Consider the following 26,929-nt stretch of genomic DNA (forward strand, 5'->3'; position numbering starts at 1 on the left):
CTCACTGCCCCTCGGCCAGGACGGTTTCCTGCAACGCCGTCATCGCCTCGCGCGGCCAGTGCGCCTTCACCCGCTGGCCGGGTTGCCAATCGTGGGGTTGCGCCTGCCAGCGGTCGTTGGCCTGGCTGACCGCCAGCAGCTGGCCGCTGTCCAGTTGTACTTCATAGCGGGTGGCGCTGCCTTGGTACTGGATGTCGCGCAGCAGGCCGCTGATCTGCACGCCGTCGCCGACTGCGGCTTCGCTCAGCAGGCGGATATGCTCGGGGCGGATGGAGAAGGGCGCGCGGCTGCCGCTGAGGTGTTCGGCCAGGTCGCCGCGAACCACGTTGGAGGTGCCGACGAACTCGGCGACAAAGGTGGTGGCCGGCTTCATGTACAGGTTACGGGGCGTATCGACCTGTTCGATGCGACCGCGGTTGAACACCGCCACTCGGTCCGACATCGACAGCGCCTCGGTCTGGTCATGGGTGACGAAGATGAAGGTGATGCCCAGCTGGCGCTGCAGTTTCTTCAACTCGCCCTGCATCTGCTCGCGCAGTTTCAAGTCGAGTGCGCCGAGTGGTTCGTCGAGCAACAATACCCGTGGCCGATTGACCAGGGCGCGCGCCAAGGCCACGCGCTGGCGCTGGCCACCTGACAGCTGCGCCGGTTTGCGCTCGCCATAACCTGCCAGGGCGACCATGACCAGCGCTTCCTCGGCACGCGTATGGCGTTCTGCCTTGGCCACGCCCTTGACCTTGAGGCCGTAGGCGATGTTGTCGCGCACGTTCATGTGCGGGAACAGTGCGTAGTCCTGGAATACCGTGTTGACGTCGCGCTGATAGGGCGGCACGCCGGCGGCTTCGATGCCATGGATACGGATGGAGCCGCTGCTGGGTTGTTCGAAGCCGGCGATCAGGCGCAGGCAGGTGGTCTTGCCTGAGCCTGAGGGGCCGAGCATGGAGAAGAATTCGCCATCGATGATGTCGATGCTGACCTGGTCGACGGCCTTGACCTCGCCGAAGGTTCGGGATATCTGGGTGAACTGGACGGCTAGGGGCATGGGCAGTCCTCGGCTGTACTTGTGCTGCCAGTGCCGGCCTCTTCGCGGGGCAAGCCCGCTCCCACAAATATCAAGGGGTGTGCAGAAACCTGTGGGAGCGGGCTTGCCCCGCGAAGAGGCCAGTACAGGCACATTAGAACTTAGCGCCCGCCCATAATCGCAATGTAGTCCTGCGTCCAACGGCTATAGGGCACGAACTTGCCGCCTTGGGCTTGTGGAGTCTTCCAGAAGGCGATCTTGTCGAAGTTGTCGAAGCCATTGGTCTTGCAGCCTTCGGCGCCGAGCAGCTCACTGCCGGTACACGCCGCCGGGACTGCCGGCAGCGAACCAAACCAGGCCGCCACATCGCCTTGCACCTTCGGCTGCAGCGACCAATCCATCCATTTATAGGCGCAGTTGGGGTGCTTGGCCTCGCTGTGCAGCATGGTGGTGTCGGCCCAGCCGGTGGCGCCTTCCTTCGGTATGGTCGAGGCCACCGGCTGGTTCTCGGCCTTGAGGCCATTGACCATGTAGCCCCAGGAACTGGAAGCGACCACGCCTTCGTTCTTCACATCGCTCATCTGCACCGTGGCGTCATGCCAGTAGCGGTGGATCAGCGGTTGCTGTTGGCGCAGCAGTTCGAGTACCGCCTTGTACTGGGCCTCGTTCAGCTCGTAGGGGTCCTGAATGCCGAGTTCCGGCTTGGCCGACTTCAGGTACAACGCTGCGTCGGCAATGTAGATCGGCCCGTCATAGGCCTGCACGCGGCCCTTGTTCGGCTTGCCGTCGGGCAGGTCCTGGGGTTCGAACACCACGCTCCAGCTGGTGGGCGCCTGCTTGAAGGCCGTGGTGTTGTACAGCAACACGTTCGGACCCCACTGGTACGGAGTGCCGTAGACCTGCTGGTCGACCACGTACCAGCCGCCATTCTGCAGGCGCGGGTCGAGGTTCTTCCAGTTGGGGATCAGCGCGGTGTTGATCGGCTGCACCTTCTTGCCGGCGATCAGGCGCAGCGAAGCATCGCCGGAGGCGGTGACCAGGTCGTAACCACCCTTGTTCATCAGGCTGACCATTTCATCGGAGGTAGCCGCAGTCTTGACGCTCACCTTGCAGCCGGTTTCCTTCTCGAAACCCGTGACCCAGTCGTAGGCCTTGTCGCTCTCGCCGCGCTCGATGTAGCCCGGCCAGGCGACGATATCCAGGCGACCTTCACCGGCGCCCAGCGCCTTGGGCAGCTCGGCAGCCTGCAGGCCGGCGCTGGCCAGCAGTGCGCCGGTCACGGCGCCGAGCAATGCGGTCTTGTGCACTGACATGGTGTTCCCTCTTCTTGGAGATCTTTGAATGTCATAAGCGTAGTGCGCTTGCGCGTTGTCGAGTCTAGTTGGCTTTTTGTCCGCTAATGCAACATCTGGAAGCAAATCCACGGGTGGCCATGAACCCGGCAGGCCTTACTCTGGCCGTTACTTTCCGCAGCGTGGAGACATGCGAATGAACACTCGGGGCCTGCTCGATCAATTGCTCAAATCTGGCCAGGAACTGCTCAACAAACAGGCTGGCGCGGGCAAGTCCGCGCCAGCTGGCAAGGGCCTCGGAGGCTTGCTTTCAGGTGCCGGCGGCGGGGCGTTGGGGGCTGGCGCCATCGGCTTGCTGCTGGGCAGCAAGAAGGCCCGCAAGTACGGTGGCAAAGTCATTACCTATGGCGGGCTGGCCGCGCTCGGTGTGCTGGCTTACAAGGCCTACGGCAACTGGCAGGCGCGCCAGGGCGCAGGGCAGGCGGTTGAGCCGCAAACCCTCGATCGCCTGCCGCCGGCCCAGGCCGAAGTGCATAGCCAGGCGGTCTTGCGGGCGCTGGTGGCGGCGGCCAAGTCCGATGGCCATATCGACGAGCGCGAGCGCGAGTTGATCGAAGGCGAGTTCACGCGCCTGGACAGCGACCGCGAGCTGCAGCACTGGCTTCATACCGAACTGAACAAACCGCTGGACCCTGCCGAAGTGGCCCGTGCCGCGCAAACGCCGGAGATGGCCGCCGAGATGTACCTGGCCAGCCTGATGATGGTCGATGAGCAGAACTTCATGGAGCGCGCCTACCTGGACGAACTGGCCCGCCAGTTGCGCCTGGACCCGGCACTGCGCCAGGAACTGGAGAGCCAGGCCCGACTTGCCGTGGGCCAATAACGGATAAATGGCCTGTCCATCAGGCAAGGATGCCTGAATACCCTCTATTCAGCCGCAAAAGCGTAGGAAGCCTGGGCTATACTTCGGCGATTTTTCCCGCTCGTTGTGAATTCCTGAGGGCTGAATGTGAAGAACTGGACCTTGCGCCAACGGATCCTGGCAAGTTTCGCCGTGATCATCGCCATCATGCTGCTGATGATCGTGGCCGCCTACTCGCGGCTGGTGGCGATCGAAAGTGCCGAGGAGGCCGTAGGTACCGACAGCATTCCCGGGGTCTATTACAGCTCGATGATCCGTAGCGCCTGGGTCGACAGTTACGTCACCAGCCAGCAACTGGTGGGGTTGTCCGACCATCGCGAGATCACCGCCGCCGACATGGAGCTATTCAAAAGCTTCGAAGACCGCCTCAAACAGCATATGGCGAGTTACCAACAAACCATCCAGGACAAGGATGACCAGGCGCGGTTCGACACCTTCATCCAGATGCAGGAGAACTACACCCATATCGTCGACCAGGTCCTCGAAGCCTACCGTCGACACGACTATGCCGAAGCCGAGCGGCTGATCAAGGATGCGCTCACCCCAGCCTGGGTGGATGGCCGCAAGCACCTCAACGCGGTGATCGAATACAACCGCGAATCGGCCGACGCTGCCACTCACGAAATCGTCAGTGCTGTGAGCACCGCCAAGGGCAGCATGGTCGTCTCGCTGCTGCTGGCAATCGTTGCCGCCGGTATCTGCGGCCTGCTGCTGATGCGCGCCATCACTGCCCCCGTGCAGCGTGTGGTGCATGCCCTGGATAAATTACGTTCGGGTGACCTGAGCATGCGCCTGAGCCTGGACCGCAAGGACGAATTCGGCGCCATCGAAAGCGGCTTCAACGAAATGGCCGAGGCGCTGGCCAACCTGGTGTCGCAGGCCCAGCGCTCGTCGGTGCAGGTAACCACCTCGGTCACGGAAATTGCCGCCACCTCCAAGCAGCAGCAGGCTACCGCCACCGAAACTGCCGCAACCACCACTGAAATCGGCGCCACCTCGCGCGAGATTGCCGCCACTTCACGCGACCTGGTGCGCACCATGACCGAGGTCACCAGCGCCGCCGACCAGGCGTCGAGCCTGGCCGGCTCCGGCCAGCAGGGCCTGGCGCGCATGGAAGACACCATGCACCAGGTGATGGGCGCCGCCGACCTGGTCAACGCCAAGCTGGCGATCCTCAATGAAAAAGCCAGCAACATCACCCAGGTGGTGGTGACCATCGTCAAGGTCGCCGACCAGACCAACCTGCTGTCGCTGAACGCCGCCATCGAGGCGGAAAAGGCCGGTGAATACGGGCGCGGCTTCTCCGTGGTGGCCACCGAAGTGCGCCGCCTGGCCGACCAGACCGCCGTGGCCACCTATGACATCGAGCAGATGGTGCGCGAGATCCAGTCGGCGGTATCGGCTGGGGTCATGGGCATGGACAAGTTCTCCGAAGAGGTGCGCCGCGGCATGTTCGAGGTGCAGCAGGTGGGTGAGCAACTGACCCAGATCATCCATCAGGTACAGGCGCTGGCGCCGCGCGTGCTGATGGTAAACGAAGGCATGCAGGCCCAGGCCACCGGTGCCGAGCAGATCAACCAGGCGCTGGCCCAGCTAAGCGATGCCAGTACCCAGACGGTCGAGTCGCTGCGCCAGGCCAGCTTCGCCATCGACGAGTTGAGCCAGGTGGCCGCAGGCCTGCGCGGCGGTGTGTCGCGCTTCAAAGTCTGACTGCCATGACCGACCAGCCTCTACATCCGGTTGCAGCGGCCAGCGCCAAGGGCACGCTGTACCTGCAGTTTCGTCTCAACCAGCAACGCTTCGCCCTCGACGTGCGCGAGGTGATCGAAGTGCTGCCGCGCCGGCCACTCAAGCCGATCGCCCAGGCCCCGGCCTGGGTCGCCGGTATCGTCGCCCACCGGGGCGTGCTGGTGCCGGTGGTCGACCTGTCGGCCCTGAGCTTCGCCCAGCCGGCAGCCGAGCGCACCAGCACTCGCCTGGTGCTGGTACGTTATCAAGGTGAGCACCAGTTGGGCTTGATCCTCGAACAGGCCACCGAAACCCTGCGCTGCCCCGCCGATGAGTTCCAGCCTTACGGCCTGGACAATGGTGAAGCGCGTTATCTGGGCCCGGTTCGTCAGGACACCAATGGCCTGCTGCAGCGCATCGAAGTCGATGACTTGCTGCCCGCTGCCGTGCGCGAACTGCTGTTTCCCCGCGAGCCTGGGCAGGTGCCGGCATGAGCGAGCAACGGTTCTTCCGCTTCCTGCAAGAGCGCATCGGCCTGGATGTCGACTCGGTCGGGGTGCCCATGGTCGAGCGCGCCCTGCAGCAGCGCTGTGTCGCGGTCGATGCCGTCGACCTGCACGACTACTGGCTGCGCCTGCAGCAATCGGCAGATGAACAACAGGCGTTGATCGAAGCGGTGATCGTCCCGGAAACCTGGTTTTTCCGTTACCCGGAATCGTTCACCGCCTTGGTCGGGCTGGCCCAGAAACGCCTGGCCGAACTGGCCGGCGAGCGGCCGCTGCGCTTGCTGAGCCTGCCATGCTCGACGGGAGAAGAACCTTACTCGCTGGCCATGGCACTGCTCGATGCCGGGATGACCCCGACATCTTTCCACATCGACGGTATCGACATCAGCCCCAACTCGGTGGCCAAGGGCGTGCAGGCCGTTTATGGGCGCAACTCGTTCCGTGGCAGTGAGCTGGCTTTTCGCGAGCGCCACTTCCACGCGCTCGATGACGGCCACGCGCTGGACGAGCGCGTGCGCGAGCAGGTGAGCCTGACCGTGGGCAACGTGCTCGACCCTGCGCTGGGCAGCCGCAACGGTTACTACGATTTCGTGTTCTGCCGTAACTTGTTGATCTACTTCGATGTGCCTACCCAACAGCGGGTCTTCGAAGTGCTCAAATGCCTCACCCACGAGAACGGTGTACTGTTCATAGGGCCGGCCGAGGGCAGCCTGCTGGCACGGCTGGGTATGCGCCCGCTGGGGATTGCCCAGTCGTTCGCCTATGTTCGCCAGCCTGCCGATGCGCCGCCAGCGCCTGTCCCGCCACGGCGTAGCCAGCCAGTACCCGCTGTCCCCGTTGCGCTGAACAGGCCCACGCCGGCTCCGGTTACGCGGCCTTCGCGCGCTGCCCCGGTGGCTGCGCCTGCAGCCGCGCAGGGTGATAGTGAAAGTGCGTTGCTGGCCACTATCGCCCGCCTGGCCAATGCCGGTGACAGCGCCCAGGCCAGAGCCAGTTGCCAGCGTTACCTGCAGCAATTCGCACCCAGGGCCCAGGTGTATTACTGGCTGGGACTGCTCAGCGATACCGAAGGCGATGCCCGGCAGGCGCTGACGCATTACCGCAAAGCCCTGTACCTGGAGCCCCAGCACCCTGAAGCACTCTTGCACCTGGCCATGCTGCTTGCGGCTCAGGGCGACGAAGCTGGCGCCAGGCGCTTGCAGGAACGTGCGCTGCGCGCCGGTCGGGAGTCTGAGCGATGAATGTCGAACACGCGATCGAGCTGCTCGCTCAACAGGACATGCACATCGATGATTGCTGGAACCGTATCGGCGTGCACGGCGACAAGCAGTGCCCACTGTTGGAGCGGCATATCCATTGTCGAAACTGCGACGTCTACGCTGGGGCAGCTACGCGCCTGCTCGACCGCTACGCGCTGGTCCAGGACGAGCACGTTCACCAAGCGGCAGAACCTGAGGCCAATGTAGGGCGTTCGTTGCTCTTGTTCCGTCTCGGGGATGAGTGGCTGGCCCTGGCGACTGCCTGCCTGGCCGAGATTGCCCCGGTGCAGTCGGTGCATTCCTTGCCCCATCAGCGTTCACGGGTGATGCAAGGGGTGGCCAATGTGCGGGGCGCCCTGGTGCCGTGCCTTTCGCTGAGCGAGCTGTTGGGAATGAGCGCTGCTTCCGGGCAGCCTTACGGCGGTCGGGCGATGCCACGCCTGCTGATTCTCGCGGCGGCGGGTGGGGCGGTGGTGCTGGCAGTTGACGATATCGACGGTATCCATCGTCTCGACCCCGCCCTGCTCGGTGCCACGCAAGACGCCGCGCCATTCACCACTGCGGTACTGCAGTGGCGTGGGCGCAGCGTGCGGGTGCTGGACGATCAACAATTACTGTCTGCCGTGCAGCGGAGCCTGTCATGACCCCTGAGCAAATGCGCGACGCATCGTTGCTCGAACTGTTCAGCCTGGAGGCCGAAGCTCAGACCCAGGTGCTCAGTGCCGGGCTGATGACGCTTGAGCGCAACCCGACCCAGGCCGACCAGTTGGAAGCCTGCATGCGCGCGGCCCACTCCCTGAAGGGCGCGGCACGGATCGTCGGCATCGATGCCGGTGTCAGCGTGGCCCATGTGATGGAAGATTGCCTGGTGGCCGCGCAGGAAGGCCGCTTGCTACTGCGCGCCGATCACATCGATGCGCTGCTGCGCGGCACCGATCTGCTGTTGCATATCGCTACCCCCGGGGATCCGGCGGGTGAAGCGGCAGTGCCAGCGTTTCTGGCGCAGATGGCTGGCCTGCTCGACCCCGCCGCCGCGTCGGTCCCAGCAGCGCTACCGCCGCCGCCCGTCATGCCCCTGGTCGAACCGGTGATCAGCGAGCCTGAGCCCGAGCCTGAAGTGCAAACACCGCGCAAGGCCGGCAAGCGCGGCGGTGATGGCGGCGAGCGGGTCTTGCGGGTGACCGCCGACCGCCTCAACAGCCTGCTTGACCTGTCGAGCAAGTCGCTGGTCGAGACCCAGCGCCTCAAGCCGTACTTGGCCACCCTGCAGCGCCTCAAACGCATGCACGGCCAGGGCATGCGTGCCCTCGATGGCCTGAAGACGCAACTGGAAGACAGCGGCCAGAGCGTGGAGGTGCTCGACGCCTTGGCCCAGACCCAACGTTTGCTGGTAGAAACCCAGCAGATTCTGCAACAGCAGGCCGCCGATCTCGACGAGTTTGGCTGGCAGGCCAGCCAGCGTGCCCAGTTGCTCTACGACACGGCGCTGGCCTGCCGCATGCGCCCGTTCGCCGATGTGCTTGCCGGTCAGAGCCGCATGGTCCGTGACTTGGGGCGTTCGTTGGGCAAGCAGGTACGTCTGCAGATCGACGGCGACAAGACCCAGGTCGATCGCGACGTGCTGGAAAAGCTCGAAGCGCCGCTGACCCATCTGCTGCGCAATGCGGTTGACCATGGCATCGAACAGCCCGAACAACGCCTGCTGGCGGGCAAGCCGGTGGAGGGCACAATCCGCCTTCGCGCCTCGCATCAGGCCGGCATGCTGATCCTCGAGCTGAGCGATGACGGCGCGGGCATCGATCTGGAGCGACTGCGCCGCAGCATCGTTCAGCGCGGCCTGTCGCCGGCTGAAACCGTGGCGCAAATGAGCGAGGCAGAGCTGCTGACCTTCCTGTTCCTGCCCGGCTTCAGCATGCGCGACAAGGTGACCGAAGTGTCCGGCCGCGGCGTTGGCCTGGATGCCGTGCAGCATATGGTCCGTGACTTGCGCGGCTCGATCGAGCTGACTCAGCAGGCAGGTGTGGGTTGCTGCTTCCACCTGGAAGTGCCGCTGACCCTGTCGGTGGTGCGCAGCCTGGTGGTGCAAGTGGGCGGTGAAGCCTATGCGTTCCCGCTGGCGCATATCGAGCGCACTGTGGAGGTGACGGCCGAGCAGATCGTGCAGATCGAGGGGCGTCAGCATTTCTGGCACGAAGGCCGGCATATCGGCCTGGTCGCGGCCAGCCAGCTGCTCAACCGGCCGACCGCGCCAGGCAATGAAAGCAGCTTGCGGGTGGTTGTGATCCGCGAGCGCGAACAGCTGTACGGCGTGGCCGTGGAGCGCCTGATCGGCGAGCGGGTGCTGGTGGTAATGCCGCTCGACCCGCGCCTGGGCAAGGTCCAGGACATCTCCGCAGGAGCGCTTCTGGACGACGGTTCGGTGGTGCTGATCGTCGACGTCGAAGACCTGCTGCGCTCGGTCGAAAAATTGCTCACCACCGGCCGCCTGGAGCGTATCGAACGTGGCGCGCAAGGCGGCCGCGGGGCCAGCCGCAAGCGCATCCTGGTGGTCGACGATTCGCTGACCGTGCGCGAACTGCAACGCAAGCTGCTGAGCAACCGAGGCTTCGAAGTGGCCGTGGCGGTCGATGGCATGGACGGCTGGAACGCGCTGCGCAGTGAAGATTTCGACATGCTGATCACCGACATCGACATGCCGCGCATGGACGGTATCGAGCTGGTCACCCTGGTGCGACGCGACCAGCGCCTGCAGTCACTGCCGGTGATGGTGGTGTCGTACAAGGACCGTGAGGAGGATCGACGGCGTGGCCTGGACGCTGGCGCCGACTACTATTTGGCAAAGGCCAGCTTCCATGATGATGCGTTGCTGGATGCCGTGGTAGAACTGATCGGAGATGCTCAAGGATGAAGATCGCCATCGTCAACGATATGCCCATGGCGGTAGAGGCATTACGCCGGGCCTTGGCCTTCGAGCCTGCGCACGAGGTGATCTGGGTGGCCGGCAATGGCGCCGAGGCCGTGCGCCAGTGTGCCGACGCCACGCCTGACCTGATTCTCATGGACCTGATCATGCCAGTGATGGATGGCGTCGAGGCGACCCGGCGGATCATGGCCGAGACGCCGTGCGCCATCGTCATCGTCACCGTCGACCGCAAGCAGAACGTGCACCGGGTGTTCGAGGCCATGGGCCATGGCGCGCTGGATGTGGTCGATACCCCGGCCCTGGGTGCCGGGGATGCGCGCGAGGCAGCGGCGCCGCTGTTGCGCAAGATCCTCAACATCAGCTGGTTGATCGGCCAGCAGCGGCCCAGCGCGACCAAGCCGGTCGCTGCCCCCTTACGTGATGCTGCGCAGTGCAAAGGCCTGGTGGCGATCGGCTCGTCGGCGGGCGGGCCAGCGGCGCTGGAGGTGTTGCTCAAAGCCTTGCCCAAGGCGTTTCCGGCGTCGATCGTGCTGGTCCAGCATGTCGACCAGGTATTCGCCGCCGGCATGGCCGAGTGGCTCGCCAGCGCCAGCGGGCTGCCGGTGCGTCTGGCCCGGGAAGGCGAGCCGCCACAGCCAGGGCAGGTATTGCTGGCGGGTACCAACCACCATATCCGGCTGCTGCAAAACGGCCAGTTGGCCTACACTGCCGAACCTGTCAACGAAATCTACCGGCCCTCTATCGATGTGTTTTTCGAGAGCGTGGCGCGCTATTGGCGCGGCGAAGCCGTGGGCGTGCTGCTCACCGGCATGGGCCGCGATGGCGCCCAGGGCCTGAAACTGATGCGCCAGCAGGGCTTTCTGACCATTGCTCAGGACCAGTCCAGCAGCGCAGTCTATGGCATGCCCAAGGCCGCCGCGGCAATCGACGCGGCGGTGGAAATCCGTCCGCTGGAGCGAATCGCCGGGCGTTTGATGGAGCTCTTTGCAAAATGACGCTATGTAACGAATCACCCCGCCCGTGCGGCCGTGATCAGGTGAAAACGAATGACTGATCTACCGATCGAAGGTTTTGCGACCGCCAATGAAAATTCGGCCATGGTCTTGCTGGTCGACGATCAGGCGATGATCGGCGAAGCGGTGCGCCGTGGCCTGGCCCACGAGGAGAACATCGACTTCCACTTCTGCGCCGACCCGCACCAGGCCGTGGCCCAGGCCATGCGCATCAAGCCTACGGTGATCCTGCAGGACCTGATCATGCCCGGCCTCGACGGCCTGACCCTGGTGCGCGAGTATCGCAACAACCCGGCTACCCAGGACATCCCGATCATCGTCCTGTCGACCAAGGAAGATCCACTGGTCAAGAGCGCGGCCTTCGCCGCCGGGGCCAACGACTATCTGGTCAAGCTGCCGGACACCATCGAACTGGTGGCGCGCATCCGCTACCACTCGCGCTCGTACCTCACCCTGCTGCAGCGCGACGAGGCCTATCGCGCGCTGCGCGTCAGCCAGCAGCAATTGCTCGATACCAACCTGATGCTGCAGCGGCTGATGAACTCCGACGGCCTCACCGGGCTGTCCAACCGCCGCCACTTCGACGAGTACCTGGAGCTCGAATGGCGCCGGGCCATGCGCGAACAGCAACAGTTGTCGCTGCTGATGATCGATGTCGACTACTTCAAGGTCTACAACGACAGCTTCGGCCACCTGGCGGGGGACGAGGCCTTGCGGCAAGTGGCCGAGTGCATCCGCAGCTCCTGCCAGCGGCCCACCGACCTCCCTGCACGCTATGGTGGCGAGGAGTTCGCCCTGGTGCTGCCCAACACCTCGCCGGGTGGCGCGCGGCTGGTAGCCGAAAAACTGCGCCAGTCCGTGCATGGGCTGAATATCCCGCATACCGCGCCCCAGGAAGATTCGCGCCTGAGCGTGAGCATTGGCCTGGCAACGCAGACACCGGCGGTCGGCAGCCATTGCCGGCAGCTCATTTCTGCGGCCGACAAGGGGTTGTACCTGGCCAAGAACAGCGGGCGTAATCAGGTCGGCATCGCCTGAGGCAGAAGCGGCTGCCCAACGGGCTGCCGCTGCTCCCTGGATCGGTTATACTCGCGGGCTTTTCACCGAATTCGTACGAGAGCCCCGCGCCCATGGAAATCCAACCGATTCTGAACACCATCAAGGACCTCACCGAGCGTTCGCAGTCCATTCGGGGGTATCTTTGACTACGATCAAAAAGCTGACCGCCTGATCGAAGTCAACCGCGAGCTGGAAGACCCGGCCGTGTGGAACAAACCCGAGTACGCCCAGGCCTTGGGCCGTGAGCGCGCCATGCTGGCACAGGTCGTCGAGACCCTGGACAAGATGTCCGGCGGCCTGGCTGATTGCCAGGACCTGCTCGACATGGCCGTCGAGGAAGACGATGAAGGCGCCGTAAGCGACGTCGTGACCGAGCTGGAAGGCCTGGAAGAAAAACTGGCCCAGCTTGAGTTCCGTCGCATGTTCAGCGGCGAGATGGACCCGAACAACGCCTACCTGGACATCCAGGCCGGCTCCGGCGGTACCGAAGCGCAGGACTGGGCCAACATCCTGCTGCGCATGTACCTGCGCTGGGCCGACAAGCGCGGTTTCGACGCCACCATCATCGAACTGTCCGAAGGCGAAGTCGCCGGCATCAAGGGCGCTACCGTGCACATCAAGGGCGAGTACGCCTTTGGCTGGCTGCGTACCGAAATCGGCGTGCACCGTTTGGTGCGCAAGAGCCCGTTCGACTCCGGTGCCCGTCGCCACACCTCGTTCTCGGCAGTGTTCGTATCGCCTGAGATCGACGACAAGGTCGAGATCGACATCAACCCGTCCGACCTGCGCATCGACACCTACCGCTCCTCCGGTGCCGGTGGTCAGCACGTCAACACCACCGACTCGGCAGTGCGTATCACCCACGTGCCGACCAACACCGTGGTGGCTTGCCAGAACGAACGTTCGCAGCACGCCAACAAGGACACCGCCATGAAAATGCTGCGGGCCAAGTTGTACGAGCTGGAAATGCAGAAGCGCAACGCCGCTTCCCAGGCGCTGGAAGACAGCAAGTCGGACATCGGCTGGGGCCACCAGATCCGCTCCTACGTGCTGGATGACTCGCGTATCAAGGACCTGCGTACCGGCGTCGAGCGCAGCGACTGCAACAAGGTGCTGGACGGCGACATCGACCAGTACCTGGAAGCGAGCCTCAAGCAGGGGCTGTAAGCCGCACACCACCGCCGCGATGCCTGGCCGACCGCCGGCATCGCGTGCCCTGCCCGAAAAGGGCAACGAATACCTGATGGAAAGAATGACGACATGAGCGACCTCAAGACCGAATCGCAAGACCTGCAACAGGAAGAAAACACCCTGATCGCCCTGCGCAAGGAAAAGCTTGCCGCCGAGCGCGAGAAGGGTCAGGCCTTCCCCAACGACTTCCGCCGCGACAGCTACTGCAACGACCTGCAGAAACAGTACGCGGACAAGACCAAGGAAGAGCTGGAAGCTGCAGCGATCCCGGTCAAGGTCGCCGGTCGCATCATGCTCAACCGTGGCTCGTTCATGGTCATCCAGGACATGACCGGGCGCATCCAGGTCTACGTCAACCGCAAGACCCTGCCGGAAGAGACCCTGGCGGCGGTCAAGACCTGGGACCTGGGCGACATCATCGCCGCCGAAGGCACCCTGGCCCGTTCCGGCAAGGGCGACCTGTACGTCGAAATGACCAACGTGCGCCTGCTGACCAAGTCGCTGCGCCCGCTGCCGGACAAGCACCACGGCCTGACCGACACCGAGCAGCGCTACCGCCAGCGCTACGTCGACCTGATGGTCAACGAAGAAACCCGCCACACCTTCCGTGTGCGTTCGCAGGTGATCTCGCACATCCGCAAGTTCCTCATCGAGCGCGACTTCCTCGAAGTCGAAACGCCGATGCTGCAGACCATTCCTGGCGGCGCTGCGGCCAAGCCGTTCGAAACCCACCACAATGCCCTGGACATGGCCATGTTCCTGCGCATCGCGCCAGAGCTGTACCTCAAGCGTCTGGTGGTCGGTGGCTTCGAGAAGGTCTTCGAGATCAACCGCAACTTCCGTAACGAAGGCGTTTCGACCCGGCACAACCCCGAGTTCACCATGCTCGAGTTCTACCAGGCCTACGCCGACTACAACGACAACATGGACCTCACCGAAGAGCTGTTCCGCGAGCTGGCGCAGCTGGTACTGGGCAGCACCGACGTGCCGTACGGCGACAAGGTGTTCCACTTCGGCGAGCCGTTCGTGCGCCTGTCGGTGTTCGACTCGATCCTCAAGTACAACCCCGAGCTGACCGCCGCCGACCTGCAGGACGTCGACAAGGCCCGCGCCATCGCCAAGCAAGCCGGCGCCAAGGTGCTCGGCCATGAAGGCCTGGGCAAGTTGCAGGTGATGATTTTCGAAGAGCTGGTCGAGCACAAGCTGGAGCAGCCGCACTTCATTACCGAGTACCCGTTCGAAGTCTCGCCGCTGGCCCGCCGCAACGACGAAAACCCGGCCGTGACCGACCGCTTCGAGCTGTTCATCGGTGGCCGCGAGATCGCTAACGCCTACTCCGAGCTCAACGACGCCGAAGACCAGGCCGAGCGCTTCCTGGCCCAGGTGGCCGAGAAGGACGCCGGCGACGACGAAGCCATGCACTACGACGCCGACTTCGTCCGCGCCCTGGAGTACGGCATGCCGCCGACTGCCGGTGAAGGCATCGGCATTGACCGCCTGGTGATGCTGCTGACCAACTCGCCGTCGATTCGCGATGTGATCCTGTTCCCGCACATGCGTCCACAGGCCTGAGTGAATTGAACAAGCCGCCTTTCGGGGCGGCTTTTTCTTGCCTGTACACTTGTATTGGCTGTGCCGGCCTCTTCGCGGGGCAAGCCCGCTCCCACACAGTTGGTGTTTTACCCTGTGGGAGCGGGCTTGCCCCGCGAAGAGGCCGGCACTGACAAACCACTGTCTATGAGGTAACCCGTGACTCCCGCCATGCCTCACCAGGGCGCCGCCGGCATCGCCACCGCCGTCGCCGAAAGCGTGCAATACCAGGGCCGCAAGACCGCTCGCCAAGGCAGCGAACAACGCCGCCAGCTGATCCTCGACGCCGCCATGCGCATCGTCGTGCGTGATGGCGTGCGCGGCGTGCGCCACCGCGCAGTGGCTGCCGAGGCCGGAGTGCCTCTTTCGGCCACCACCTACTACTTCAAGGATATCGAGGACCTGCTCACCGATACCTTCGCTCAATACGTCGAGCGCAGCGCCGCCTATATGGCCAAGCTGTGGGCCAACACCGAGGTGGTGCTGCGCCAGCTGCTCGCCCAAGGTGACGGCAGTGCGCAATCGCGGGCGCGCCTGGCCGACGAAGTGGCGCGCATGACCGCCGACTATGTTTCCCGGCAGTTGTTGAACCGCCGCGACTTCCTGATGGCCGAGCAGGCCTTCCGCCAGGAAGCGTTGCTGTGCCCGCGACTGGCCGAGTTGGTGCGCGCCCACGAGCAGATTCTGCTGCACGGCACACGGCAGCTGTTGCAAGTAGTGGGCTCGCAGCAACCGGAACAGGATGCCCAGATGTTGACGGCGATTATCGAGCAGATGGAATATCAGGGCCTGCTCAAGGATGCTGATGCGCAAGCCGATGGGCAGATGCTCGCTATGCTTAGCCGTTACCTGCATTTGGTGCTGGCATCGGCCTGAGCTGAGAACGAACTTTCAAGGAGAGCTTGATGAGAGCCTGGCGTGTGGTGTTGTTGACGTTGTCCTTCCTGCTGCTGGGCGGTTGTCTGGTGACCTTCCATGAGCCGCTGCCGAGCAACCAGGCGGCGCCCAAGGCTCTGCTCGGCAAGTGGAGCAGCAAGGACGCCTGGGGCGAGCCGCTGAAGCTTGCGATCAGCCGCAGCGGCGCCGATGCCTACAAGGCCGTGGCCACGGCCAAGGGCAAAAAGCCAGAGGAGTACGTGTTTACCGTGTCTCGCCATGGCAACCGTTGGTACCTTTCGGCCGGTGTGCCGAAAAAGCTGGGCGGCAATTTCCTGATTGGCGGCTTCGACATCGTCGATGGCAAGGAGCTGGTGCTCTACAACCTCGACGTCGAGCAGGTACAGCAGGCGGTCGAGAAGAAGGAATTGAGCGGGCGCAGCACTGAAGTGCCGGAGGACAACGGTGAGGGTGTGCTGATCGATAGCCCGGCGGCGCGGGTGCTGGCCTACCTGGATGATCCGGCCAACTCTGATCTGTTCGTCGAGGTGGCGCGGTTCCAGCGTTCCGGTAAATAGCGGATACCGCGTGGGCCTCTTCGCGGGCAAGCCCGCTCCCACAGGAATCGCGCTGCCATTGAGATCAAACTGTACCTGTGGGAGCGGGCTTGCCCGCGAATGGGCCTTACAAGGAGTCCCCGGTGGACGAGTACCAGCAGACCATACGCACACTCTCCGACCGCATCGTCGCGGCGCAGACCCCCATCCGCGTGCTCGACGCGGTGAAGTGGGACGATAGCATCCGCCAGGGCTTCCTCAAGGCCAAGGGCAAGGAGCCACCCGCTGTAGACCGCGCGTACTACCAATCGCGCCCCTTGTCGTTCGACTCCAGCGCGGTCAAGGCCGAGTTCCAGAGCATCGAGCGCGACATCACCCGTCAACTGGGCCAGTTCAACCCGGTCGGGCAGATCATGCGGCGCATGTGCAAGGAATACCGCATGGTGGTGCGCATGCTCGAAGCGCGCGGCACCGAAGATTTCGGGCTGATCTCCCAGGAACTGTATGGCGCGGCGTCCGATGCCTTCCACGCCGGTGACCCGACCCTGGCCGACCTCGGCCTGATGCTGTCGGATTACCTGAACAACATCGATGGACGTGGCGACCTCAAGGACGAGCCGAAGAACCTCACCGCCAAGGAGGCCGTGGACATCCTCCAGCGCCGCCTGAACAAGGTGTTCGGCGAGGCCGAGGAAACCATCCGGGTGTTCGAGTCAGATGGTATCGTCGCAGACGCGGCAGCGGGCGCCGACTACATCAAGGTGCGCGCCGATGCCATGTTCAACAGCCGCGACGTGCGTGCGCTGGAGGTGCACGAAGGTCTGGTGCACGTCGGCACCACACTCAACGGCCTCAACCAGCCGATCTGCACCTTCCTGGCCAAGGGCCCGCCCTCGTCGACGGTGACCCAGGAAGGCCTGGCGATCCTCATGGAGGTGATTGCCTTCGCTTCTTACCCAAGCCGCCTGCGCAAGCTCACCAACCGCACCCGCGCCATCCACATGGTCGAAGAGGGTGCCGATTTCCTGCAGGTGTTCGAATTCTTCCGCGCCCAGGGCTTCGAAATGGCGCAGAGTTACAGCAATGCCAGCCGGGTGTTCCGCGGTTCGGTGCCCAATGGTCTGCCATTTACCAAGGACTTGTCCTACCTCAAGGGTTTCATCATGGTTTACAACTACATTCAGTTGGCCGTGAAGAAGGGCAAGCTCGAACAGATTCCACTGCTGTTCTGCGGCAAGACCACCCTTGAAGACATGCGCACGTTGCGACAGTTGGTAGAAGAAGGGCTGGTTGAGCCACCCAAGTACCTGCCGGAGCAGTTCCGCGACCTCAACGCGTTGTCTGCCTGGATGTGCTTCTCCAACTTCCTCAACCACCTGAGCCTCGATCGCATTGAAGCCGATTACGCGAACATTCTCTAAGTGCTGCCGTGGGCTGGCACTGGGCTTGATGTTGCTGGGGCTGGGAGGTTGCAGCAGCCTGCTGTTCTACCCTGAGCCGGGCCAACCGTTCACCCCGGAGCGGGCCAAGCTTGCGTATCGCGATGTCACCCTGATCACCTCAGACGGCATTCGCCTGCATGGCTGGTGGCTGCCGGCCAAGGCCGGTGTGGCGGTCAAGGGCACGGTGCTGCACCTGCATGGCAACGGCGGCAACCTGGCCGGGCACCTGGGTGGCAGCTACTGGTTGCCGGAGCAGGGCTATCAGGTGTTGATGATCGACTACCGGGGCTATGGCTTGTCCGAGGGCAAGCCCGGTTTGCCAGAGGTCTACCAGGACCTCGCGGCAGCCATGGCCTGGCTTGACCAGGCCCCTGAGGTCAAGGGCAAACCTCTGGTGTTGCTGGGGCAGAGCCTCGGCGGGGCGATTGCCATCCACTATCTGGCGGACCACCCCGAGCAGCGCCAGCGCTTCAGTGCCCTGGTCTTCGATGGCGTGCCAGCCAGCTACCGCGATGTAGGGCGTTTCGCCCTGAGCACTTCATGGATGACCTGGCCGTTGCAGGTACCGCTGTCCTGGCTGGTGCCCGACGGCGACAGCGCGATTCGTTCGGTCGAGCGCCTGAGCAGCCCGCCGAAGCTGTTCTTCCACAGTATCGACGACAACCTGGTGCCGATGGACAACGGTATCCGCCTGTACCAGCACGCACCGCCACCGCGGGTGCTGCAGCTGACCCGAGGCGGCCATGTGCAGACCTTCGCCGACCCGGTGTGGCGCCAGGTGATGCTGCGGTTCCTCGATGACCCCAACCGTTTCAACGGCCTGCGCCGGCTGGCCGAAATTCCCAATTACCCTGACGAGAAGAACAAGCAATGAGTGAAGAACGCAACGCCATCCCGCTGATCCTGACCGGTGTCGGCAGCATCATCGTGACGGTGGGGGCTCTCTGGTATTACGGCTACCTGCATTTCGCCAAGCCGGAGGATGCGCTGCTGTTGCAGGACTTCACCATGCTCAAGACCATTCCAGGTGAGGATTACAAGGTTTCGCTGGACCCCGCGCCGCAGGTGGCGCAGTGCCTGGATGGCGTGCTGGTGTTGTTCGATACCCAGCAGAAAGGGCTGACCGGGGTGCTGGTGGACAATCGCAAGCGCGCCGTGCGCTGCATGGGCGAGGAGACGCCGCAGCGGGTGCAATAAGCTAGTGAACATCCCATCAAGCGAGACTGCGCAGCCTCGTACACATCGCTGCGCTCTCGCTTGCCTACTGCGATGACGATAACCACCACACGCTCATCGATGACCTGATAGACCAGGCGATATCCCGAAGACCTCAGCTTGATCTTGTAGCAGTCGGGCATGCCGGACAGCTTGTCTTTCTCGACTAGGGGCTGCGCCAAGCGCTCCTTGAGTTTCCTCGCAAACTGGATCTGCAATTGGCTATCCAGTTTTCTGTATTCCTTCTGTGCCCGGATATTGAACTCAAGGCTGTGGTTTTTTGCGGCCTTCGGCATCGGCGACGAGCTCATCGATATCTACACTCACTGTAGGCTCGCCACGTCGCTGGCGTACCAGCTCAGCTAACTGCATGTCGTCGATCAATTCCATCATCGCTTCGTAGCGCTCAGGCGGTACAGCATAAAAAGCTGGCTCGTTGCGGTTAAGGATGACCACGGTTTCACCAGCAGCTTCGCGAATCGTGCCCATGGGATCTCTTTTGAGGTCAGTGATGGATGCTGCCAGATCAGCCAGAACGGGGTAGGTCATAGTTGTATCAACCTGTGAGAGCAATGAACGATTACAGGATTCTAGATCCTTTAAAAGTGCTTTTAAAGGTGCTTTTCTATTTCTCGATAAAATGAAAAACCCCGCCATGTTGGGCGGGGTTCTGATTTCAGCCTGTCATCCTTACTGCACTTGGCTCACCGAACGCGGCGCCACCGGCTGGTTGTCGTTGGAGATGGTCACCTCCACCCGGCGGTTCTGCGCACGCCCCGTGTTGCTGGAATTCTCAGCCACCGGGTACTCCTTGCCATAACCCTGGGCGACGATACGCGCAGGGTCAACGCCTGCGCGGACCAGCGCCATGCGCACGGCACCGGCGCGGCGCTCGGACAGGGTCTGGTTGTAGTTGGCCGAGCCGACGCTGTCGGTATAGCCCTCGACGATCACCTTGCGCTCAGGGTTTTCCTGAAGGAACTGTGCCAGCTTGGTGACGTTAGGCAAGGCGCTGCTCTTGAGCTCGGCCTTGTTGAAGTCGAACAGCACGTCGCCGAAGGTCACCAGCGTACCGCGGTCGGTCTGCTTGGCGTTGAGGCTGTCCTGCAGCTTGGCGATCTGCGCGTCGCGGGCATCGAGCTTGGCCTGGGCGCGATTGGCGGCCGCGTTTTTCAGCTCGGCTTCGGCGGTGCGCAGGGCGATGGTCTGCTTGGCCACTTCGACGCGCTGGTTGGTCAGGTAGGCCAGTTGATCGACCTGCTTGCTGTCCTCACGCTCCATGTAGGCTTTGTCGGCCTTGTTCAACCAATCCTGGGCGTCCTTGGTCTCAAGGGCCGCGACCTTGCTTGCCTGCGGGTCGCTCTGCAGTGAGGAGAAGTTGGTGCGGGCCGACTCCAGGTTGGCATTCGGGTCGTGCGAGCAGGCAGCGAGACCGACGCTCAGGGCCAGCAGGGCGGGAATCATGACGTAGTTGCGCATAGTGTTCATCCTTTGATCGAGTGCGAAGGCTTAGGTGGACTGGGCAGGCTCACTGAGCGCTGCGCAGGCCTTCCTCACGTACGTCCTGAACGCCCTGGCGGGCATCCTGTACGGCCTTCTGGGCCTTGGCCGCCTGGGCCTTGCGTTCGGCGAGGCGAGCGTCCCATTCGGCCTGTTGGGCCAGGCGCTTGGCGTCGTCGTACTTTTTGTCGTGCATGGCGATTTCGGCCTGCTTGAACTTGTCCTGCGCCGCTTTCATCTCGACGGCGGCGAACTCGGTGCCGCCAGCGCTGACGGCGGAGTTCACGGCGGACTGGGTCACGGCGTATTGCTCGGTGGGCGGGTTGCCCGCACAGCCGGCCAGGACCAGGCTACTGCCCAGGGCCAGCGCGGCCAGCTTGAACCCGCGCAGGTGGGTGGATGTGAGTTTCGAAGTGCGGGTCTTCATGGTGGTCAGTTCCATTGGATCACTCCTGATAACGACGATGTCCGTGCAGTCCATCGCTCAATCCCTGGCATCGCCTCGCGTTACAGCAGAACGGTGCACCACGGCAGGTGTGCAGGGTTTTAGCGTGATGGCTATTGGCTCGGACTCTGGCGTTTTTTCAATAGTTCAGAAAAAAATGCCAAGAATTTCTGACTGATTGGTCAGCGAGTTTTAGTTGAACTTCCGGGATTTGACGCGGTACTCCGGGCTGATGATCAGCCCGGAACCGGAGGAAAGGATGGTCAGTTGCCGGTGTCGTCGCCGGCGTGGCTCAGGGTCTGCAGGTGGCGCCGCGACAGGCTCAGAAAGCGCGGTGTAGAGCCGATGTCTTCGTACAACGGGTCGCCTTCCTCATCGGTGGAAATGACCTTGCGACCCTGTACGTAAGGGAAGCTGGCCTCCAGCTCTTCGAGCGCCGCCGCAACCAGTTCGCCGAGCAGTTCCTCGGCCGTGCGCTTGGGGTACATGTCGATTAGCGCCGCCAGGCGCGCCTCGGACTCAAGGTCCAGGTGCAAGGTGTGGCTGGTCGGGCTCAGGGTGCCGGCGGCGTTCTGTTCCCAGTGCTGGGCGAGTTCGCGGATTTTCATGATGACCTCTGTCAACGCCTTGAAAGGCTGCATTGCATCGGACTGCGGTGATCTAACTTTAGTTTGCTTTGCCCTTCGCGGCTTGCCATTGCGTCCCGGCTTTGGGCACTCTTGGGCCAGTGCTGTTTCCTGAGCAGAGCGCGGGCGAGCCGCGCCGAAGAGAGGGCCAATGACCGATATCGATGTGCGCTTGCGTGAAGATGTCCATGTGTTGGGAGAGTTGCTCGGCGATACCATCCGCCAGCAGCACGGCGAGGCGTTCCTGCAGAAGATCGAGGACATCCGCCACAGCGCCAAGGCCGACCGCCGCAGTGCCGGCGAGCAGTTGAGTTCGACCCTGGCGGACCTCGCCGAGGAAGACCTGTTGCCGGTGGCGCGGGCGTTCAACCAGTTCCTCAACCTGGCCAACATGGCAGAGCAGTACCAGCTGATCCGCCGTCGCGATGCCGAGCAGCCGGAATCCTTCGAGGCCCGGGTGCTGCCTGAATTGCTGGCGCGTCTGAAGCAGGCCGGGCACAAGGACGATGCATTGGCCCGGCAACTGGCCAAGCTCGATATCCAGCTGGTACTCACGGCGCACCCGACCGAAGTGGCACGCCGCACATTGATCCAGAAGTACGATGCCATTGCCGGCCAGCTGGCCGCCCAGGACCATCGCGATCTGACCCCAGCAGAACGCCAGGCCGTGCGCGAGCGCCTGCGCCGACTGATCGCAGAAGCTTGGCACACCGAAGAAATCCGCCGCACTCGGCCAACACCCGTAGACGAGGCCAAGTGGGGCTTTGCGGTGATCGAACACTCCCTCTGGCATGCCGTCCCCAGCCACCTGCGCAAGGTCGACAAGGCGCTGTTCGAGGCCACTGGCCTGCACCTGCCATTGGAAGCCGCGCCGATTCGCTTTGCCTCATGGATGGGCGGTGACCGTGACGGCAACCCCAATGTCACGGCTGCGGTGACCCGTGAAGTGCTGCTGCTGGCGCGCTGGATGGCCGCCGACCTGTTCTTGCGTGATATCGACGCGCTGGCCGCCGAGCTGTCCATGCAGCAGGCCAGCAGCGCCGTGCGCGAACGTGTGGGCGAGAGCGCCGAGCCTTACCGTGCCGTGCTCAAGCAGTTGCGTGACCGCTTGCGGGCGACGCGCACCTGGGCCCAGGCGTCGCTGACCAGCACCCAGCCGGCCAGCGCCGAAGTGCTGGTGGACAACCGTGACCTGATCGCCCCGTTGGAGCTGTGCTATCAGTCGCTGCACGAATGCGGGATGGGTGTGATCGCCGATGGCCCACTGCTCGACACCTTGCGCCGTGCGGTGACCTTCGGCCTGTTCCTCGGGCGCCTGGACGTGCGCCAGGATGCCGCCCGGCACCGCGACGCGCTGGCGGAGATCACCGACTACCTTGGTCTGGGCAGCTATGCCGAGTGGGACGAAGACAAACGCATCGACTTCCTTCAGGCCGAACTGAAAAACCGCCGGCCATTGCTCCCGGGCCATTTCAAGCCACAGGCCGACACCGCTGAAGTGCTCGCCACCTGCCGTGAGATCGCTGCGGCGCCAGGGGCATCGCTGGGTTCCTATGTCATTTCCATGGCCGGCGCAGCGTCCGATGTGCTGGCGGTGCAGCTGCTGCTCAAAGAGGCTGGCCTGACCCGGCCGATGCGCGTGGTGCCGTTGTTCGAAACCCTGGCCGACCTGGACAACGCCGGCCCAGTGATGGAGCGGTTGCTCGGCCTGCCGGGCTATCGTGCAGGTTTGCGCGGGCCGCAGGAAGTGATGATCGGTTATTCCGACTCGGCCAAGGACGCCGGCACCACGGCGGCCGCCTGGGCTCAGTACCGGGCGCAGGAAAACCTGGTGCGCATCTGCCGTGCGCATCAGGTCGAGCTGCTGCTGTTCCACGGCCGCGGCGGCACGGTCGGGCGTGGCGGCGGCCCCGCCCATGCGGCGATTCTGTCGCAGCCACCGGGCTCGGTGGCGGGGCGATTCCGTACCACTGAACAGGGCGAGATGATTCGCTTCAAGTTTGGTCTGCCGGGTATCGCCGAGCAGAATCTCAACCTCTACCTTGCGGCAGTGCTGGAAGCCACCTTGCTGCCTCCGCCGCCACCGGAGCCGGCCTGGCGGACGTTGATGGACCAGCTCGCCGCTGACGGCGTCAAGGCCTATCGAAGCGTGGTGCGGGAAAACCCCGATTTCGTCGAATACTTCCGCCAGTCCACGCCCGAACAGGAGCTGGGCCGACTGCCGCTGGGCAGCCGCCCGGCCAAGCGTCGTGCTGGCGGCATCGAAAGCCTGCGGGCAATCCCGTGGATCTTCGGTTGGACCCAGACGCGGCTGATGCTGCCAGCCTGGCTGGGTTGGGAAACCGCGCTGAGCAATGCACTCGCGCATGGCCAGGGTGAATTGCTGGGGCAGATGCGCGAGCAATGGCCGTTCTTCCGCACCCGCATCGACATGCTGGAGATGGTCCTGGCCAAGGCTGACGCGCAAATCGCCGAGGCCTACGACGAACGTCTGGTGCAACCGCACCTGCTTCCTTTAGGTGCGCAGCTGCGCGACCTATTGTCGCAGTCGTGCCAAGTGGTACTGGGCCTCACCGGGCAGCCGGTGCTACTGGCGCACAGCCCGGAAACCCTGGAATTCATCAGCCTGCGCAACACCTACCTGGACCCGCTGCATCGCCTCCAGGCCGAGCTGCTGGCGCGTTCGCGCAGCCGCGAAGCCGCTCTGGACAGCCCATTGGAGCAGGCCTTGCTGGTGACCGTGGCGGGCATCGCGGCGGGCCTGCGCAACACTGGCTGAAGTCAGGTAATGCGGCCCCCGCCCAGGTGCGGGGAGTTGGCCAAGGCAGGGCAGGGAGGGTGGTTGCGCCGGGCGCAACCACCTGCTGGCGAGGTTACCAGTGGCACATTCCTGTACATTTCGGGCGCTTGTCTGGCTGACGGGCGCTGTGTATCTTGAGCAGCCTTCTGACCGATTTATGGTCATACCCGATATTCCGGACTTGGCCCAGGTTGCCGAATCCATTGAATTTCATAAAAAAATTTGAGGAGCACGAGATGCGCGTAATTCTGCTGGGAGCTCCCGGGGCCGGTAAAGGTACTCAGGCAAAGTTCATCACCGAAAAGTTCGGTATTCCACAGATCTCCACCGGTGACATGCTGCGTGCCGCCGTCAAGGCCGGTACCCCACTGGGCCTGGAACTGAAGAAAGTCATGGATGCCGGCCAGCTGGTTTCCGACGAGCTCATCATCAGCCTGGTCAGAGAACGCATCGCCCAGCCGGATTGCGCCAATGGCTGCCTGTTCGATGGCTTCCCGCGCACCATTCCGCAGGCTGAAGCCATGGTTGCCGCTGGCGTGGATATCGACGCCGTGGTCGAAATCGCCGTCGACGACGAAGAGATCGTTGGCCGCATGGCAGGCCGCCGTGTGCACTTGGCCTCGGGCCGCACCTACCACATTCAGTACAACCCGCCGAAAGTGGAAGGCAAGGACGACGTTACCGGCGAAGACCTGATCCAGCGCGACGATGACAAGGAAGAAACCGTGCGTCATCGCCTTTCGGTCTACCACAGCCAGACCAAGCCGCTGGTGGACTTCTACCAGAAGCTGTCGGCCGCCAACGCTGGCAAGCCGAAGTACAGCCACATCGAAGGTGTAGGCTCGGTCGAGTCGATCACCGCCAAGGTGCTGGCAGCCTTGAGCTGATCCGTCACCCTTTGTCACAACAGCCCGCTTGCGGGCTGTTGTCGTTTATACTGCCGCTCTTTTCATTCGCACCTGGATACCCGTTCGATGACCACCCTGCTGGCCCTGGATACCGCCACCGAAGCCTGTTCCGTCGCGCTGCTGCATGATGGCAAGGTAACCAGCCATTACGAGGTGATCCCGCGCCTGCACGCGCAGAAGCTGCTGCCGATGATCAAGCAGCTGCTGGGCGATTCCGGCGTCGCCCTCACTGCCCTCGATGCGATCGCCTTTGGCCGTGGCCCGGGTGCCTTCACCGGTGTGCGGATCGCCATTGGCGTGGTGCAGGGCCTGGCATTTGCTCTGGAGCGCCCGGTGCTGCCGGTGTCCAATCTGGCCGCGCTGGCTCAGGGCGCGCTGCGCGAACATGGCGTCGAGCAGGTAGCTGCGGCCATCGATGCGCGCATGGACGAGGTCTACTGGGGGTGCTACAGGGCGGTGGCTGGCGAGATGCGTCTGCAAGGCCAGGAAGCTGTGCTGCCGCCTGAGCGCGTGGCGTTGCCTGACGGCAGCAGCAGCGGCGACTGGTACGGCGCCGGTACCGGCTGGGGCTACGCCGAGCGTCTGGCGGTGCAGGCCACTGCCAGCAACCCGGCGGCGCTACCGAACGCGCTCGACATTCTCAGTCTGGCCAACTTCGCCTGGGCCCGTGGCGAGGCGATCGCCGCCGAACAGGCGCAACCGGTATACTTGCGCGATAATGTAGCTACGCCCAAAGCCCGCTGACGGCTGTTCGTCGGTTATCGCGGCTGTCGATAAAACCTTTGGTGCAAACTGTGGTCTGGTTATCACTTGCGCATTAGCGATGGAACTCTGATGCTGCTAAATTGCCATCATTGGTCCTGAGTGCTCATCATGCGTATCGACGGTTTCTCATCGCAGTCCTACCCGGTCAAGCGCACACCGCGCAAAGCGGCGGTGCGCGATGAGAGCATCGACGATGCCGAGCTGGTCGAAGAGGGCGAGGTGGCTCAAGAAGCGGCGCCACGTCGTCGTCCTGGTGGACTCCCAGCACGCCCACAGGACATGGTCTTCCCCCGCGCTCGTGATCGGCGCACTGCAACCGCGCTGGCCAGCTACCTCAGCACTGCCGGTTTCACCGATTGGGACATGGAAGTACTGGGGCTCGACCTGTACATTTGATGGATGAGTCCATCACCCCTGCCTTACTTTCTCGGTTGCCCGTCATGGAGTGAAAATGCCTGGCGTGACTACCTTTACCCCGCTGACGCCGTAACCCGCGAATACCTGGGGCTGTATAGCCAGGTGTTCAACGCGGTCGAAGGCAACACCACTTTTTATGCGCGCCCCGCGCCCAGCACCGTCGCGCGCTGGGCCCAGGTGATGCCTGCGCACTTTCGCTTCACCGCCAAATTCCCCCGTGACATCAGCCATGAAGGCGACTTGCGCGAGCGCTTCGAAGCGGCGTGCGACTTCACGCGGTTGCTGGCACCCCTGGGCCAACGCGTTTCGCCCTACTGGCTGCAGCTACCAGCGCAGTTCGGCCCGTCACGCCTGGCGGAGCTGGGCCAGTTTCTGGATGAGATTGGCCTGCCGGTTGCCGTAGAAGTGCGTAACCAGGCCTTCTTCGCCAAGGGTGAGGAAGAGCGCCAGCTCAACCGACTGCTGCGTGAACGCGGCGTGGAGCGCATTTGTCTGGACCCGCGTGCGCTGTTCAGTTGCACCTCGCGTGATGCCGCGGTGCTCGATGCCCAAGCCAAGAAACCCAAGGTGCCGCCGCGCCCCGCCGCCTTCAGCCAGCACCCGCAAGTGCGGTTTATCGGCCATCCGTTGCTTGAAGCCAACGAACCTTTTCTCGACCCCTGGGTGGAAAAGATCGCCAGCTGGATCGAAGAAGGCCGTAGCCCTTACATTTTCTTGCACACCTCGGATAACCGCCTGGCCGCCGCCCTGGCCCAGCGCTTTCATCAGCGCCTGATGGCGCGTCTTCCAGGCTTGGCCGCTTTGCCGGAATTGCCGCGCGCCCCTGAGGTCGAACAACTGGGACTACTCTGACCCTCACCAGACCAGCCGGAGA

At 63.5% G+C, this 26,929-nt stretch carries 26 protein-coding genes and 1 pseudogene; 20 read left to right on the forward strand and 7 right to left on the reverse strand.

Features of this window, described 5'->3' with window-relative positions; all coding sequences use genetic code 11:
• Position 1: 1 nt before the first annotated feature.
• Positions 2–1,042 carry an ABC transporter ATP-binding protein gene (locus ACIPZF_RS21475; RefSeq protein WP_400802936.1) on the reverse strand — a complete coding sequence of 347 codons (1,041 nt, stop codon included), beginning with the start codon at positions 1,040–1,042 and terminating at the stop codon, positions 2–4.
• 140 nt (positions 1,043–1,182) lie between these two features.
• Positions 1,183–2,334 (reverse strand): putative ABC transporter substrate-binding protein YdcS, encoded by a 1,152-nt coding sequence (gene ydcS / locus ACIPZF_RS21480; RefSeq protein ID WP_400802938.1) that lies wholly within the window; start codon positions 2,332–2,334, stop codon positions 1,183–1,185.
• A gap of 175 nt (positions 2,335–2,509) precedes the next feature.
• On the opposite strand from ydcS, the gene ACIPZF_RS21485 reads away from it, so the two are divergent.
• The 15 genes from ACIPZF_RS21485 to ACIPZF_RS21555 all read left to right on the forward strand — a co-directional run bounded on the left by ACIPZF_RS21485 (position 2,510) and on the right by ACIPZF_RS21555 (position 18,576).
• The gene (locus ACIPZF_RS21485) at positions 2,510–3,196 is read left to right on the forward strand and encodes a tellurite resistance TerB family protein (protein WP_400802940.1); all 687 of its coding nucleotides are present in this window, start codon (positions 2,510–2,512) and stop codon (positions 3,194–3,196) included.
• Between the two features lie 126 nt (positions 3,197–3,322).
• A complete protein-coding gene (locus tag ACIPZF_RS21490) occupies positions 3,323–4,945 on the forward strand; it encodes a methyl-accepting chemotaxis protein (RefSeq protein WP_400802943.1) in 1,623 nt (540 codons plus the stop codon).
• A gap of 5 nt (positions 4,946–4,950) precedes the next feature.
• Positions 4,951–5,457 carry a chemotaxis protein CheW gene (locus tag ACIPZF_RS21495; RefSeq protein WP_400802945.1) on the forward strand — a complete coding sequence of 169 codons (507 nt, stop codon included), beginning with the start codon at positions 4,951–4,953 and terminating at the stop codon, positions 5,455–5,457.
• Positions 5,454–6,710, forward strand: coding sequence for a CheR family methyltransferase (locus ACIPZF_RS21500; protein ID WP_400802948.1), 1,257 nt, complete (start codon positions 5,454–5,456; stop codon positions 6,708–6,710). Before ACIPZF_RS21495 ends, ACIPZF_RS21500 begins: the two co-directional genes overlap by 4 nt.
• Complete coding sequence (locus tag ACIPZF_RS21505) at positions 6,707–7,372, forward strand: chemotaxis protein CheW (protein WP_400802951.1); 666 nt, start codon at positions 6,707–6,709, stop codon at positions 7,370–7,372. Before ACIPZF_RS21500 ends, ACIPZF_RS21505 begins: the two co-directional genes overlap by 4 nt.
• A complete protein-coding gene (locus ACIPZF_RS21510) occupies positions 7,369–9,636 on the forward strand; it encodes a hybrid sensor histidine kinase/response regulator (protein ID WP_400802953.1) in 2,268 nt (755 codons plus the stop codon). Before ACIPZF_RS21505 ends, ACIPZF_RS21510 begins: the two co-directional genes overlap by 4 nt.
• Entirely contained in the window at positions 9,633–10,646 is a 1,014-nt protein-coding gene (locus tag ACIPZF_RS21515) for a chemotaxis response regulator protein-glutamate methylesterase (protein WP_400802956.1), read from the forward strand. Before ACIPZF_RS21510 ends, ACIPZF_RS21515 begins: the two co-directional genes overlap by 4 nt.
• A 51-nt stretch (positions 10,647–10,697) precedes the next feature.
• A complete protein-coding gene (gene wspR / locus ACIPZF_RS21520) occupies positions 10,698–11,702 on the forward strand; it encodes a Wsp signal transduction system regulator diguanylate cyclase WspR (protein ID WP_400802958.1) in 1,005 nt (334 codons plus the stop codon).
• A 92-nt stretch (positions 11,703–11,794) separates the two neighbouring features.
• Positions 11,795–12,890 (forward strand): peptide chain release factor 2 gene (gene prfB / locus ACIPZF_RS21525; protein WP_400802960.1). Its coding sequence is split into 2 segments (ribosomal slippage): positions 11,795–11,866 and positions 11,868–12,890, totalling 1,095 coding nucleotides; the frame shifts between segments, so codons are not numbered across the junction.
• A 93-nt stretch (positions 12,891–12,983) separates the two neighbouring features.
• A complete protein-coding gene (gene lysS / locus ACIPZF_RS21530; protein WP_400802963.1) occupies positions 12,984–14,486 on the forward strand; it encodes a lysine--tRNA ligase in 1,503 nt (500 codons plus the stop codon).
• Between the two features lie 189 nt (positions 14,487–14,675).
• Complete coding sequence (locus ACIPZF_RS21535; protein WP_400803074.1) at positions 14,676–15,380, forward strand: TetR/AcrR family transcriptional regulator; 705 nt, start codon at positions 14,676–14,678, stop codon at positions 15,378–15,380.
• 29 nt (positions 15,381–15,409) lie between these two features.
• Positions 15,410–15,958 carry a hypothetical protein gene (locus ACIPZF_RS21540; RefSeq protein WP_400802966.1) on the forward strand — a complete coding sequence of 183 codons (549 nt, stop codon included), beginning with the start codon at positions 15,410–15,412 and terminating at the stop codon, positions 15,956–15,958.
• Positions 15,959–16,080: 122 nt separating this feature from the next.
• Positions 16,081–17,358, forward strand: a complete 1,278-nt coding sequence (locus tag ACIPZF_RS21545; protein WP_400802968.1) for a flavohemoglobin expression-modulating QEGLA motif protein — start codon at positions 16,081–16,083, stop codon at positions 17,356–17,358.
• Positions 17,330–18,253 (forward strand): alpha/beta hydrolase, encoded by a 924-nt coding sequence (locus ACIPZF_RS21550; protein WP_400802971.1) that lies wholly within the window; start codon positions 17,330–17,332, stop codon positions 18,251–18,253. Before ACIPZF_RS21545 ends, ACIPZF_RS21550 begins: the two co-directional genes overlap by 29 nt.
• The gene (locus tag ACIPZF_RS21555; protein ID WP_280341697.1) at positions 18,250–18,576 is read left to right on the forward strand and encodes a hypothetical protein; all 327 of its coding nucleotides are present in this window, start codon (positions 18,250–18,252) and stop codon (positions 18,574–18,576) included. The genes ACIPZF_RS21550 and ACIPZF_RS21555 overlap by 4 nt, the downstream gene beginning before the upstream one ends.
• A gap of 20 nt (positions 18,577–18,596) precedes the next feature.
• Here ACIPZF_RS21555 and ACIPZF_RS21560 read toward each other — a convergent pair.
• From ACIPZF_RS21560 to ACIPZF_RS21580, 5 genes and pseudogenes are all read right to left on the reverse strand, one after another.
• Positions 18,597–18,905 (reverse strand): annotated as a pseudogene (locus ACIPZF_RS21560) (type II toxin-antitoxin system RelE/ParE family toxin); the annotation flags it as partial.
• The gene (locus tag ACIPZF_RS21565; RefSeq protein WP_400802973.1) at positions 18,859–19,143 is read right to left on the reverse strand and encodes a type II toxin-antitoxin system Phd/YefM family antitoxin; all 285 of its coding nucleotides are present in this window, start codon (positions 19,141–19,143) and stop codon (positions 18,859–18,861) included. The gene ACIPZF_RS21565 and the pseudogene ACIPZF_RS21560, both read right to left, overlap by 47 nt.
• 141 nt (positions 19,144–19,284) lie before the next feature.
• Positions 19,285–20,073, reverse strand: a complete 789-nt coding sequence (locus tag ACIPZF_RS21570) for an OmpA family protein (protein WP_400802976.1) — start codon at positions 20,071–20,073, stop codon at positions 19,285–19,287.
• A 49-nt stretch (positions 20,074–20,122) separates the two neighbouring features.
• Positions 20,123–20,536: a DUF4398 domain-containing protein gene (locus ACIPZF_RS21575; RefSeq protein ID WP_400802979.1), complete on the reverse strand. Its 414-nt coding sequence runs from the start codon at positions 20,534–20,536 to the stop codon at positions 20,123–20,125.
• Positions 20,537–20,802: 266 nt separating this feature from the next.
• Positions 20,803–21,147, reverse strand: a complete 345-nt coding sequence (locus tag ACIPZF_RS21580) for a pilin assembly protein (protein ID WP_400802981.1) — start codon at positions 21,145–21,147, stop codon at positions 20,803–20,805.
• Positions 21,148–21,316: 169 nt separating this feature from the next.
• Between ACIPZF_RS21580 and ppc the strand changes: the two genes are divergently transcribed.
• From ppc to ACIPZF_RS21605, 5 genes are all read left to right on the forward strand, one after another.
• Positions 21,317–23,944 (forward strand): phosphoenolpyruvate carboxylase, encoded by a 2,628-nt coding sequence (ppc, locus tag ACIPZF_RS21585; RefSeq protein ID WP_400802984.1) that lies wholly within the window; start codon positions 21,317–21,319, stop codon positions 23,942–23,944.
• A gap of 257 nt (positions 23,945–24,201) precedes the next feature.
• A complete protein-coding gene (gene adk / locus ACIPZF_RS21590; RefSeq protein WP_400802986.1) occupies positions 24,202–24,852 on the forward strand; it encodes an adenylate kinase in 651 nt (216 codons plus the stop codon).
• A gap of 87 nt (positions 24,853–24,939) precedes the next feature.
• Positions 24,940–25,617, forward strand: a complete 678-nt coding sequence (tsaB, locus tag ACIPZF_RS21595; RefSeq protein ID WP_400802988.1) for a tRNA (adenosine(37)-N6)-threonylcarbamoyltransferase complex dimerization subunit type 1 TsaB — start codon at positions 24,940–24,942, stop codon at positions 25,615–25,617.
• Positions 25,618–25,746: 129 nt separating this feature from the next.
• Positions 25,747–26,034 (forward strand): hypothetical protein, encoded by a 288-nt coding sequence (locus ACIPZF_RS21600; protein ID WP_400802991.1) that lies wholly within the window; start codon positions 25,747–25,749, stop codon positions 26,032–26,034.
• Positions 26,035–26,037: 3 nt separating this feature from the next.
• A complete protein-coding gene (locus tag ACIPZF_RS21605; protein WP_400802994.1) occupies positions 26,038–26,907 on the forward strand; it encodes a DUF72 domain-containing protein in 870 nt (289 codons plus the stop codon).
• Positions 26,908–26,929 lie beyond the last annotated feature (22 nt).

It is taken from the genome of Pseudomonas sp. NPDC089752, from assembly GCF_044748725.1.
Classification (GTDB): domain Bacteria; phylum Pseudomonadota; class Gammaproteobacteria; order Pseudomonadales; family Pseudomonadaceae; genus Aquipseudomonas.